The 12,686-nt window shown below is 73.1% G+C and carries 6 protein-coding genes; 1 reads left to right on the top strand and 5 read right to left on the bottom strand.

Annotated elements, in window-relative coordinates; genetic code table 11:
* Positions 1-52: 52 nt before the first annotated feature.
* Positions 53-2,248 carry an ATP-dependent DNA helicase UvrD2 gene (locus tag ABT116_RS10700; protein ID WP_502983850.1) on the bottom strand — a complete coding sequence of 732 codons (2,196 nt, stop codon included), beginning with the start codon at positions 2,246-2,248 and terminating at the stop codon, positions 53-55.
* A 183-nt stretch (positions 2,249-2,431) separates the two neighbouring features.
* Between ABT116_RS10700 and ABT116_RS10695 the strand changes: the two genes are divergently transcribed.
* Positions 2,432-2,674 carry a mycoredoxin gene (locus tag ABT116_RS10695; RefSeq protein WP_003992805.1) on the top strand — a complete coding sequence of 81 codons (243 nt, stop codon included), beginning with the start codon at positions 2,432-2,434 and terminating at the stop codon, positions 2,672-2,674.
* An 87-nt stretch (positions 2,675-2,761) separates the two neighbouring features.
* Here ABT116_RS10695 and nudC read toward each other — a convergent pair whose 3' ends face one another.
* From nudC to ABT116_RS10675, 4 genes are all read right to left on the bottom strand, one after another.
* A complete protein-coding gene (nudC, locus tag ABT116_RS10690) occupies positions 2,762-3,706 on the bottom strand; it encodes an NAD(+) diphosphatase (RefSeq protein WP_351630700.1) in 945 nt (314 codons plus the stop codon).
* Between the two features lie 154 nt (positions 3,707-3,860).
* Complete coding sequence (locus tag ABT116_RS10685) at positions 3,861-5,264, bottom strand: dipeptidase (RefSeq protein ID WP_351630697.1); 1,404 nt, start codon at positions 5,262-5,264, stop codon at positions 3,861-3,863.
* Between the two features lie 10 nt (positions 5,265-5,274).
* Positions 5,275-8,898: an ATP-dependent helicase gene (locus ABT116_RS10680; RefSeq protein ID WP_351630695.1), complete on the bottom strand. Its 3,624-nt coding sequence runs from the start codon at positions 8,896-8,898 to the stop codon at positions 5,275-5,277.
* 91 nt (positions 8,899-8,989) lie between these two features.
* Positions 8,990-12,526 carry an ATP-dependent helicase gene (locus ABT116_RS10675; protein ID WP_351630692.1) on the bottom strand — a complete coding sequence of 1,179 codons (3,537 nt, stop codon included), beginning with the start codon at positions 12,524-12,526 and terminating at the stop codon, positions 8,990-8,992.
* Positions 12,527-12,686: the final 160 nt, after the last annotated feature.

Genomic DNA, 12,686 nt, shown 5'->3' with positions numbered 1-12,686 from the left:
ACCTATGGGGATTGCTGGGGCATGCGCAAACTATTTTTTCGACGAGTTCGTGTCAGTCCTGATCCGTGCTCTCCGCGCCTGACTGGCCTGCGCAGATGGCCAGTACGTCGGCCCCGTAGCGGGTGAGCTTGCGCATCCCGACGCCCGGGATGCGGGCGAGCTCGCGCTCGTCGTCGGGGGCGGACTCGGCGATCGCCATCAGAGTCCTGTCCGTGAACACGCAAAATGCGGGCTGGCCACTGCTGCGCGCCTGATCGGCTCGCCACTCGCGCAGCCGCTCGTACAGGCCCTCGTTCATGTCGGAGGGGCAGTCGTCGCAGCGCATCAGCTTCATCTCGCCCGGGTCGGTCAGCGTGCGACCGCAGACCCGGCAGCGGGCGGGAACTCTTTGGGTCCGCCTCGGGGCGGAATCCCTGGTTCCGGAAATACCGCGCTCGATTCCGCCTGCCCCACCGGAGGTGGCGCGGCCCGTGGTGGCCGTGGAACCCGGGCGCAGTCCGTCGAGGAAGCGACTGGGACGGCGGTTGGGGCGGCCGCCGGGCGAGCGGGAGAGCGCCCAGGAGACATGGAGGTGTTCGCGCGCGCGGGTGACACCGACATAGAGGAGCCGTCGCTCCTCCTCGATCTGTTCGTCCGTCTTCGCGTAGGTGATCGGCATCATGCCCTCGGCCACACCCACCAGGAAGACGACGTCCCATTCCAGGCCCTTGGCCGAGTGCAGGGAGGCGAGGGTGACGCCCTGCACGGTGGGGGCGTGCTGGGCGTTCGCCCGTTCGTCGAGTTCGGCGACGAGGTCGGCCAGGGTGGCGCCCGGTTTGGCGGCGGCGAAGTCCTGGGCCAGGTTCACCAGGGCGGCCAGGGATTCCCAGCGCTCTCTCACGGCACCGGAGCCGGCCGGTGGCTGGATCGTCCAGCCCTCTCCCGACAGGACGGCGCGCACCTGCGAGGGCAGGTCGACGACATCGTCGAGAAGGGAGTCGTTGCCGCCGAAGCGGGCCGCGCCGCGCAGGGCGATGCCCGCCTTGCGTACCTCCGGACGGTCGAAGAACCGCTCGGCGCCGCGCAGCTGGTAGGGCACCGCGGCGTCGGCGAGGGCCTGCTCATAGGTCTCGGACTGCGCGTTCGTACGGAAGAGGATCGCGATCTCGGAGGCCGGGACCCCGGAGTCGATGAGCTCCCGGATCCGGCGGGCCGCGCCTTCCGCTTCGGCGGGCTCGTCGGTGTACTCGGAGTAGACCGGCTCGGGCCCCGCACCGCGTTGGGAGACGAGCTCCAGGCGGTGGTCGGCGGCCCGGCCCCGGGCCTGGGCGAGCAGGCCGTTGGCCAGGTGGACGACCTGGGGGGTGGAGCGGTAGTCGCGGACCAGCTTGACCACGGTGGCACCGGGGTGGCGGGTGCGGAAGTCGAGCAGGTGGTCGGGGGTGGCTCCGGTGAAGGAGTAGATCGTCTGGCTGGCGTCGCCGACCACACACAGGCTGTCCCGTTCACCCAGCCACAGTTCGAGCAGACGCTGCTGGAGGGGGCTGACGTCCTGGTACTCGTCGACCACGAAGTGCTGATACTGAGCGCGGATCTGCTCCGCGATGTCGTGCCGGTCCTGCAGGACGGCCACGGTCAGCAGCAGCACGTCCTCGAAGTCGATGACGGACCGCTCGCGCTTGACGTCCTCGTAGGCGGCGTAGAGCTGGGCGATCTCGGCGGGGTCGCGGGGGGACTCACGACCGGCCTTGGCGGCGGCGGGCGCGTAGTCGGCGGGTACGGTCTGGGTGACCTTGGACCATTCGATCTCGGCGGTGACATCCCGCAGCTCGCCACGGTCGAGCCGGATGCGGCAGGCCGCCGCCGCGTCGGCGACGAGCTGGATCTTGCGGTCGACGAGCCGGGGCATGGAGCCACCGATCGCTTTCGGCCAGAAGTACTGGAGCTGGCGCAGGGCGGCCGAGTGGAACGTACGCGCCTGGACGCCGGCGGCGCCGAGCTGGCGCAGCCGGCCGCGCATCTCTCCGGCGGCGCGGGCGGTGAAGGTGACGGCGAGGACGCTGGAGGGGTGGAGGATGCCCGCGCGCACTCCGTAGGCGATGCGGTGGGTGATCGCCCGGGTCTTGCCCGTGCCCGCGCCCGCCAGGACGCACACCGGACCGTGCAGGGCCGTGGCCACCTCGCGCTGCTCGGGGTCGAGCCCTTCGAGCACGGCGTCGGCGGAGTCCGGTACCTGCGGGAACAGGGTGGAGTGCGTTGCTGCTGTCACACCGCCATGCTGCCAGGTCGCGCGAGACGGCTGCGCCGGTTGTCCACAGGCAGGCACCGATAGTCGTACCAATGCGGCAGGCGTCACGTCGGGCTGGGCCCGAGGGCCGGGAATGGTGGACCTTTCACATACGTTCCACCACTGCGACCACCCGCCCCGAGCCACCGAAGGAGCACGAGAGACATGCTGGGCACTGTGACGATGTACAGCACCACGTGGTGCGGCTACTGCCGCCGGCTGAAGAGCCAGATGGACCGCGAGGGCATCGCGTACACCGAGATCAACATCGAGCAGGACCCGGAGTCCGCCGCGTTCGTGGAGAAGGCGAATGGCGGAAACCAGACGGTGCCCACCGTTCTGTTCCCGGACGGCTCGACGCTCACGAACCCCTCGCTGGCTCAGGTGAAGCAGAAGATCGGCGCGTAGTCGCCGTGTGCTGATGCGGGGAAGGCGGCTCCTGAGGCAGCTCGGGGGCCGCCTTCTCTCATGCCGACGACGACCGTGCTGACGAGGTCACACGACGCTCCGCGTCGGGAGCGGCTTGCCGTACCAGAGCTCGATCAGGCGCGCCGCGATCGAGATGCCGTAGGGCGGGAGCACCTCGCCGGACTCGAAGGCGGCGTGCAGCTCCTCGCGGGAGAACCAGCGGGCCTCGTGGATCTCGTCGCCGTCGACCTCGATCTCGGTCGAGGTGGCCCGGGCCATGAAGCCCAGCATGAGGCTGGACGGGAAGGGCCAGGGCTGGCTGGCGACGTACTCGACCTGGCCGACACTGATGCCGACCTCCTCGTGGACCTCGCGGCGCACCGACTGCTCGATGGCCTCGCCGGGCTCGACGAAGCCCGCCAGCGTCGAGAAGCGGCCCTCGGGCCAGTGGACCTGGCGGCCGAGCAGGATGCGGTCGTCCTCGTCCGTCACGGCCATGATCACGGCGGGGTCCGTGCGCGGGTAGTGCTCCGCGCCGCAGGCCTGGCAGCGGCGGATGTGTCCGGCGGCGGCGATGACGGTGCGCTCGCCGCAGCGCGAGCAGAAACGGTGCGTGCGCTGCCAGTTCTCCAGTCCCACCGCGTGCACCATCAGGCCCACGTCGCGGGCCGACAGCAGGGCGCCCGCCTCGCGCAGGCCGGCCGGGCGCGCGGACTGGTCCATCCGTCCGGGCAGGGAGTCCTTCTGGAGGGCGAAGTAGCTGACACCCTCCTCGTCGATACCGAGGAAGTAGCGGTGTGCCTCGGTGAGGGGAGCTTCGAAGGAGGGGGTCATGACGAGTTCGGTACGCCCGTCCGCCGTCTCGTCGATGAGGACCTGCCCGCCGGAGACCACGAAGCAGCGCGTCGTGGGGTGGCTCCACGCCGCCGCGAGCCAGGCCTCGTCGAGCCGGTGGTGGGCGGCCCGGTCGATGCCGCTCGGGGCGGTGAGCGAGATGGGGCGGTCGGCGTTGTGGTCGGTCCAGGTGGTCACGGGTGCTTCCAACTCCCCGGTGGGACGGTCGGGTTCGGCGGGCGGTTCAGCGGGACGTACGGCGGGGGCGACCGGGTCCGGCGGGCTCGGGCGGTGCGGGGCGGCGTTTCCAGTGTGCCCCGCGCGCGTGGCCGGCCCGGACGGAACGGGACGCTCAGGGCTCATGACGCCAGTTCTCGGCGAGGTCACCCCACAGGTACGCGGTGGTCTCGACGCCCTTGAGGAGCAGGTCGAGTTCGACTTTCTCGTTCGGGGCGTGCCAGCCGTCCGAGGGGACGGAGATGCCCAGGAACAGCACCGGGGCGCCGAGGACGTCCTGGAGGTCGGCAGCCGGGCCGGAGCCGCCCTCGCGCGTGAAGCGGACCGGCTGCTCGAAGGCACGGCCCATGGCACGGGTGACCGACTGGAGGGCGGGGTGGTCCAGCGGTGTCAGGCACGGGCGCGTGGCTCCGCTGAAGGTGATGTCGCAGCGGATGCCGGGCGGCACCTGCTGCTCGGCCCAGGCGCGGACCGCCTTCTCCACATGGCCGGGGTCCTGGCCCGCCACCAGGCGGAAGGACAGCTTCACCATGGCGGAGGTGGGGATGATCGTCTTGCTGCCGGGACCCTGGTAGCCGCCGCCGATGCCGTTGACCTCCGCGGTGGGCCGGGCCCAGATCCGCTCCAGGGTGGTGTAGCCGGCCTCCCCCCGGGTGGCGTTCGACTTCGCGGTGCGCAGCCACTGCTGCTCGTCGAAGGGCAGCTCGGCGAAGAGTTCGCGTTCGCGGTCGGTGAGTTCGACCACGCCGTCGTAGAAACCGGGGATCGCCACCCGCGCGTTCTCGTCGTGCAGGGCGGCGACCAGGCGGGCCACGGCCGTCGCGGGGTTGGGCACCGCGCCGCCGAAGGAGCCGGAGTGGATGTCCTGGTCGGGGCCGTACAGGCGTATCTCGCACTCGGCGAGGCCACGCATGCCGGTGCACACCGTGGGGGTGTCCTCGGACCACATGCCGGTGTCGGAGACGATCACGGCGTCGGCGGCGAGCCGCTCGGCGTGCTGCTCGACCAGGGCACGGAAGTGCGGCGAGCCGGACTCCTCCTCGCCCTCGACGATCACCTTGAGGTGCACGGCCGGGGTGCTGCGCCCGGTGGCGGCGAGGTGGGCGCGGACGCCCAGGGTGTGGAAGAACACCTGGCCCTTGTCGTCGGCCGCCCCGCGCGCGTAGAGGCGGTTGCCGCGCACGACCGGCTCGAAGGGCTCGCTGTCCCAGCCGTCCTCCCGGGCGGCGGGCTGCACGTCGTGGTGGCCGTAGACCAGCACCGTGGGCGCCTGCGGGTCGTCACAGGGCCACTCGGCGAAGACCGCGGGGGCGCCCGGGGTCGGCCAGACCTCGACTGTCGGGAAGCCGGTCTCCTTCAGCTTGGCGGCGAGCCAGTCGGCGCTGCGTCGTACGTCGGAGGCGTGGTCCGGCTGGGCGGACACCGACGGGATGCGCAGCCACTCGGCGAGGTCGTCGAGGAAGGCGGCGCGGTGCTGCTGGATGTACGTACGGACGACGCTGTCCGGGGTCTGGCTCATGGTCACGAGCCTATCGGCCCGCACGGACGTCCTCGGAGTGCGGTTCCTCACCGGACCCCGCCCCCGTCCGCGCGCTGGTCCGGGCACCCGCCTCCCCGTCGGACGGGTCCTCCAGCAGCAGCCGCTCCAGGGCGGCGCGGTCCGGCAGCTCCGGGCGCACGACCTCCCCGCTGCGCACATACAGGAAAGCGGCCGTGACCGACTCCGGCGGCACGCCCCGCTGCTCGGCCCAGGCCACACGGTAGACGGCGAGCTGGAGCGGGTCGGCGGTGCGGGAACGGTTGGTCTTCCAGTCGACGATCTCGTACGTCGCCTCGTCCCCGGCGCCCTCCTTGTAGACGGCGTCGATGCGGCCCCGGACGATGCGGCCGGCGATCTCGAGCTGGAAGGGGGCCTCCACCCGGTAGGGCGTGCGGTGCGCGTACGGGGTGCGCTCGAAGGCGTCCTTGAGGGCCTCCAGGTCCTGTTCGTCGGCGATCTCGGCCTCGCTGCCGGGCAGTTCCTCCGGTTCCAGCAGGGGCAGCATGAGCTCTTCGAAGCGGGCCTCGACCCAGGCGTGGAAGCGGGTGCCGCGGCGGGCCGCGGGCTGGGGCGGGCGGGGCATGGGGCGGGCCAGCTCCTGGGCCAGGCCGTCCGGGTCGGCGGCAAGGCGCAGCAGCTGGGACGCCGAGAGCGACGCGGGGAGGGGGACGTCGGTGACGCTGTCGCGGGCGCGCAGGAGTTCGCCGGTGAGGGCGTCGAGGTCGCGGTCCCAGGAGGCGATCGTGCGGGCTTCCTCCGGAGTGAGGTGTGGGTGTTCCCGGCGGCGGGGGTCGGGGTGCTCGGGGGCCTTGGGGTGGGGGCGTGCGGCCTGGGGCTCCGGTGGCGCCGCCTGGTGGGGGACGGTGGGGCGGGCCGCAGTCCGGGCGTGACCGCCCGCCGGGTCTTCCGCGGAGGCACTTCCGTGAAGGTCCTCTGCGGCGGAATTCTCACCGAGGGGGGCCTCGTCGAAGGGCTCCTCGTCGAACGGGTCCGGTTCGTCGTGCAGAGGTCCTTCGTATGGAGGCTCGTCGTCCTCGGGGGGCGGCGGCCACTCCGGATCGACGAGGTCGTCCGGGTCGTGCGTGACCGCGGGATGCCCGTCCTCCCGGGACGCGAGGTCCTCCAGGTGGGCCAGGACGGTCTCGGCGGCCGCGCGGCGGCGGGCCAGGGCCGTCTCGTCCAGGGGCAGGGGCCATACCTGGTCGGCCGTGGCCCGGTGCAGGGCAGGGTTCTCCTCGTCCTCGGGGGGTTCGTCCGCCCAGGCCTCGATCTCGCCGTACCCGGCCTCGCAGTGCTCGTAGAGGGCTTGGAGGAAGGCGGACGGTCCGCGGCGCTTCTTCTGGGTCGGGCCCCACCAGTGGCCGGAACCCAGGAGGAGGGAGCGGGGCCGCGTGAACGTGACGTAGCCGAGGCGGAGTTCCTCGGTGTGCTGGTGGTCCTTCATGGCCTCGTGGAAGGCCTTCAGGCCCTTGGCGTCCCAGGACGCCACGTCGGGCAGGGTGTCGGCGTCGCCGCGCAGTTCGTGCGGCAGGACCTTGCCCTGGGAGGTCCACTTCTCGCGGCCCTGGCTGCTGGGGAAGGTGCCGGTGACCAGGCCTGGGACGACCACGACGTCCCACTCCAGGCCCTTGGACTTGTGGGCGGTGAGCACCTTCACGGTGTTGTCGCCGCCCGGGAGGGCGTTGTCGAGCCCCTTCTCGTACTGGGCGGCCGTACGCAGGAAGCCGAGGAAGGCGAGCAGGGTGGCCTCGTTGTCGCCGGCGGCGAAGGAGGCGGCGACGTCCAGGAAGTTGGACAGGGTCTCGCGGCGGCGTGCGGCCAGGGCGTGCGGGGACGCCGACAGCTCCACCTCCAGACCGGTGACGGCGAGGACGCGGTGCAGGACGTCCATCAGCGGGTCGGCCAGGGAGCGGCGCAGCTCGCGCAGTTCGGTGGCGAGCCGCGCGAAGCGCACGCGCGCGTCGGGCGAGAACGGCAGTCCGTCGTCGTCCCCTCGGCCGTCCAGCGGGGTCTCGAGGAACGTGTCGAGGGCGTCCGCGAGGGAGATCACCTCGGACGGGTCGACCCCTTCGACGGCCTCGGCGAGGCGGCGGTCCTGGTCGTCCTCGTCCGCCACACGCGCGTGGGCCACGAGGAGCCGGGCACGCCGCCCCAAGAGGGCGAGGTCGCGCGGGCCGATGCGCCAGCGCGGGCCGGTGAGCAGGCGCACCAGGGAGGCGTTGGCGCCGGGGTCCTGGAGGACCTCGCAGACGGCGACGAGGTCGGCGATCTCGGGCAGGTGCAGCAACCCGGAAAGGCCGACGACCTCGACCGGGATGTCCCGCGCGACCAGGGCGCCCTGGATCTCGGCGAAGTCGGTCGCCGTGCGGCACAGGACGGCGATCTCGCCCGGTGCCGTCCCGGTCCGCACGAGGTGGGCGACGGAGTCGGCGGCCCAGTCGATCTCCTCGGCGTGGGTGCGCAGCAGGGCGCAGCGGACCGTGCCGTCGCGTTCGGCGCCGGGGGCGGGGCGGAGGGCCTCCACGCCCGCGTGCAGGGCGCGCAGGGGCTCTGCGAGGCCGTTGGCGAGGTCGAGCAGGCGGCCACCGCTGCGGCGGTTCTCGCTGAGCGCCTGGCGGGTCGCGGGGCGGCCGTCGGCGTGGGCGAAGTGCTCGGGGAAGTCGTCGAGGTTGGCGACGGAGGCGCCGCGCCAGCCGTAGATCGCCTGGCAGGGGTCGCCGACGGCGGTGACCGGGTGGCCGGTGCCCTCGCCGAACAGGCCTGCCAGGAGGACACGTTGGGCGACCGAAGTGTCCTGGTACTCGTCGAGCAGGACCACCCGGAACTCGTCGCGCAGGAGGCGGCCCACCTCGGGGACCCCTGCGAGCCGGGCGGACAGGGCGATCTGGTCGCCGAAGTCGAGCAGATCCCGCTCGCGTTTGACGGCCCGGTAGCGGGTGACCAGCTCGGCGAGTTCACGCCGGGCGGCGGCCGCGTCGGGAACCTTGCGCAGGTCGGCGTTGCTGAGCTTGGCGCCCCGCAGCGTCAGCAGCAGTTCGGCGTCGTACGCGCGCAGTGCCTCCGGGCGTACGAGGTGCTCGGCCAGTTCGGCGTCGAGGGCGAGGAGGTCGCCGACCAGGTCGGGAAAGGAGCGGGTCAGGGCCGGGTAGGGCCCCGGGGCCTCGCGCAGAACACGCGCGGCGAGCTGGAAGCGGGTGGCGTCGGCGAGCAGCCGGGACGTGGGCTCGAGACCGATGCGCAGGCCGTGGTCGGTCAGCAGGCGGCCCGCGAAGGAGTGGTACGTGGAGATCACCGGCTCGCCCGGTGGGTTGTCCGGGTCGATGGCGTCCGGGTCGGTCACGCCGGCCTTCACCAGCGCCTTGCGGACGCGCTCGGCGAGTTCGGCGGCGGCCTTGTTGGTGAAGGTGAGGCCGAGCACCTGCTCGGGGGCGACCTGGCCGGTGCCGACCAGCCACACCACGCGTGCCGCCATCACCGTCGTCTTGCCCGAGCCGGCTCCGGCCACGATCACCTGCGGGGCGGGCGGCGCGGTGATGCAGGCCGTCTGCTCCGGGGTGAACGGGATGCCGAGGAGCTCCTTGAGCTGTTCGGGATCGGTGATGCGGGCGGGCACATCGAAAGGCTAGCGGCGGCCACTGACAGTGCCGGCCGCATCCACCTTCGGGGGAGGAAGAAGCGCAGGTCAGCACAGGTGGTGCGATACCTCACTCGACGACGTGACGCCCCTCCTGGCGCGCGCTGCACGAGGCCCGGAACGCGCAGTGCGTGCAGTGCTGCCCGGCGGTCGGTGTGAAGCGTTCGTCGAGGACCTTGCCGGCGGCGGTGGCGAGCAGGTCGCCGACCCACTCCCCCTCCAGCGGCTCCTGGGCCTGCACCTTGGGCAGGTCCTCGCCGCCGTCGCGCTTGGCCGCCCCCTGCCGGAGGTGGACGAGTTCGGCGCCGCCCGGTTCGGGACGTACGCCGTCGAAGGCCTCGTCGACGGCGCCCTCGCGGACGGCCAGCTGGTAGACGGCGAGCTGCGGGTGGCGCTCCACCTCTTTGGAACTGGGCGCCTGCTTGCCGGTTTTGAAGTCGACCACGTAGGCGCGGCCGTCACCGTCCGCCTCGACCCGGTCCATCTGGCCGCGGATGCGCACCTGGTAGTCGCCCGCTTCGAGGGTGACGTCGAAGTCGTGCTCGCTGGCCACGGGGGTGCGGCCGGTGCGGTTCATGACGTGCCACTGCAGGAACCGTTCGAGCGCCACGCGCGCGTTGTCCTTCTCCTGGGCCGACTTCCACGGCGCGTCGAAGGCCAGCGCGTTCCACACGGAGTCGAGGCGTTCCATGAGGACGCCGAGGTCGGCCGGGGTGTGCCCGGAGGCGACCTCGTCGGCGAGGACGTGCACCACGTTGCCGAAGCCCTGGGCGGCCGTCGCGGGCGCGTCGGCCTTCACCTCGCGGCCCAGGAACCACTGCAGGGCGCAGGTGTTGGCGAGCTGGTCGAGGGCGCTGCCGGAGAGCACGACCGGCTGGTCGCGGTCGCGCAGCGGCACCTTGGACTCGGTCGGCTCGAACATGCCCCACCAGCGGTAGGGGTGCGCGGACGGCACCAGGGGGCGGCCCTCCTCGTCGGCAAGGGCGGCGAGCCGGGCCAGGCGGTGTGCGGCGGCCTCCCGGAGAGCGTCGGAGACGCGCGGGTCGACCGTGGTGGCGCGCAGTTCGGCGACGAGTGCGGCGACGGACAGCGGGCGGCGGGGGCGGCCCGAGACGTCCTTGGGTTCGACGCCGAGTTCTGTCAGGAAGCGGGAAGGCTGGTCGCCGTCGTCCGCGGGGGCCTTGACCGCGGTGACGACGAGGCGTTCACGCGCGCGCGTGGCGGCCACGTAGAACAGGCGGCGCTCCTCGGCGAGCAGCGCGCCGGGGGTGAGGGGTTCGGCGAGTCCGTCGCGCCCGATGCGGTCGGCCTCCAGGAGGGAGCCGCGGCGGCGCAGGTCGGGCCACAGGCCCTCCTGGACGCCCGCGACGACCACCAGGCGCCACTGAAGGCCCTTGGAGCGGTGCGCGGTCATCAGACGGACGGCGTCGGGGCGTACGGCACGCCGCGTGAGGGTGTCGGCGGCGATGTCCTCGGCGTCGATCTCCGCCAGGAAGTTGAGCGTGCCCCGGCCGCCGGTGCGTTCCTCGGCGCGGGCCGCGGTGGCGAACAGCGCGCACACGGCGTCCAGGTCGCGGTCGGCGTTGCGCCCGGCGGCGCCGCCCCGGCGTGCGGCCCGCTCCAGCCGCGCGGGCCATGGCGTGCCTTCCCACAGGTCCCACAGCGCCTCCTCGGCCGTACCACCGCCGGCCAGTCGCTCGCGGGCCTTGCGCAGCAGCGCGCCGAGGCGCTGGGCGCCACGCGCGTACGTGGGGTCGTGCACCGCGAGTCGCTCCGGTTCGGCGAGCGCCTGTGCGAGCAGCACGTCGGAGGGCGGCGGCAGCGGGTTGCCGGCGGCGCGCTCCTCGTCGCGCAGGGCACGGCCGAGGCGGCGCAGGTCGGCGGCGTCCATGCTCGCCAGGGGGGAGGTCAGGAGGGTGAGGGCGGTTTCGGTGTCGAGCCAGCAGGTGCCCCGCTGCACGGAAGGGGCGACCTCGGAGGAGGGGCCCTGCTCGGGCTCCACGGGTTCGGCAGACGCATCCCGCTCGGCGGCCTGAGGCTCGGCAGACGCATCCCGTTCGGCCTCCGCGGACTCAGGAGACGTATCCCGTTCGGCCTCCGCGGGCTCGGGAGACACATCGGCGGCATGAGACTCGGGAGACACATCACCCTCGGCCTCCGCGGGCTCGGCAGACGCATCCCGCTCGGCGGCCTGAGGCTCCTCGACGAATCCCGCCTCCGCCGCGGCCACCGCCCGCAGCGCCGTCAGCAGTGGTGCCACCGCCGGTTCCTGCCGCAGGGGCAGATCGTCACCGTCGACGTCCACGGGGACACCCGCCGCCGAGAGGGCGCGGCGGAGCGTCGGGATGGTGCGGGAACCGGCGCGCACCAGGACGGCCATGTCGCTCCAGGGAACGCCGTCCTCCAGGTGTGCCCTGCGGAGGATGTCGGCGATGTTGTCCAGCTCCGTCCCCGACGTCGGGTACGTGTACACCTCGACGCGGCCCCCGTCCCGCACCGGGGCGAGTTCGCGATGGGCGCGGACCTTCTCGGCGGGCAGGCGGGTCAGGGGCATGCGTTGGGTGAGGAGGCGGGTGGCGGCCAGCAGGCCGGCACCGGAGCGGCGGGACGTACGCAGCACCGAGACGGGGGCCGGGCGGCCGTCCGCGCGCGGGAAGGCGTGCGGGAAGTCCAGGATGCCGTTCACGTCGGCCCCGCGGAACGCGTAGATCGACTGGTCGGGGTCACCGAAGGCGACGAGCGTGCGGCCGCCGCCGGCCAGGGCGTCCAGCAGCCGCACCTGGGCGGGATCCGTGTCCTGGTACTCGTCGACGTAGACGGCGTCGTACCGGGCGGCGAGCCACGCGGCGACCTCGGGGCGGCGGGCGAGGAGCACCGCGCGGTGGACGAGTTCCGCGTAGTCGATCACGCCCTGGAGGTCGAGCACGTCGAGGTACTCGGCGAGGAAGGCGGCCGCGGCGCGCCAGTCGGGCCGTCCCGTGCGGCGGGCGAAGGCGTCCAGGGCGTCGGGGCCGAGGCCCAGCTCACGGCTGCGGGCGAGGACCGCGCGGACCTCGTCGGCGAAGCCGCGGGTGGTCAGGCAGGCGCGCAGCTCGTCCGGCCAGCGCACATGCGCGAGCCCGAGCCGTTCCAGATCGAGCTGGCCCGCGAGCAGCTCCCGCACCGAGACGTCCTGCTCGGGGCCGGACAGCAGGCGCAGCGGCTCCACGAACAGGTCGCTGTCCTGGTGGGCGCGGACCAGGGCGTAGCAGAACGAGTGGAAGGTGGTCGCCTGGGGGGCGCGGGCGGCGCCGGTCCGCAGGGCCATGCGGTCGCGCAGTTCGACGGCCGCCCGGCGGCTGAACGTGAGCACCAGGACGCGCTCGGGGTCCCCGCCCCGGGCGACGCGCTCGGCCACGGACTCGACGAGGGTGGTGGTCTTGCCGGTGCCCGGACCTGCGAGGACGAGCAGCGGACCGGCCGTGTGGTCAACCACGGAGCGCTGCGAGGCGTCCAGAAGAGGGGGGTCCATGTGGGCAGGAGGGGTACGTACCAGTCGGTAGGCGCCACGGCTCCCCCGCCGCACCCGGGGGTGCGACAGGCCGCTGGTGGAGGAAGAGGAGCTCACGTGGTTCGCCGGTTCTGGTGGAAGTGCTGGGTGGCGGGCCACCGCGCGTGGCGGGCGGTGACCGCGGGGTGACGGGGGGACGCGCAGCCGACGCTACGCCGACGAGTGAGGCGGAAGCAGGGCTTCCCCTTCTTCCCACCGACCACTGGCGGCACTGGTG

It is taken from the genome of Streptomyces sp. NPDC002130 (genome assembly GCF_040296465.1).
Taxonomy (GTDB): domain Bacteria; phylum Actinomycetota; class Actinomycetes; order Streptomycetales; family Streptomycetaceae; genus Streptomyces.
The sequence above is the reverse complement of the archived record's forward strand: the minus strand, read 5'-3'. Positions and strand labels throughout refer to the sequence as shown.

Coding starts and splice junctions, on each gene's coding strand:
- ABT116_RS10695 (WP_003992805.1), top strand. CDS start 2,432: ATGCTGGGCACTGTGACGATGTACAGCACCACGTGGTGCGGCTACTGC.
- ABT116_RS10685 (WP_351630697.1), bottom strand. CDS start 5,264: ATGAGCCAGACCCCGGACAGCGTCGTCCGTACGTACATCCAGCAGCAC.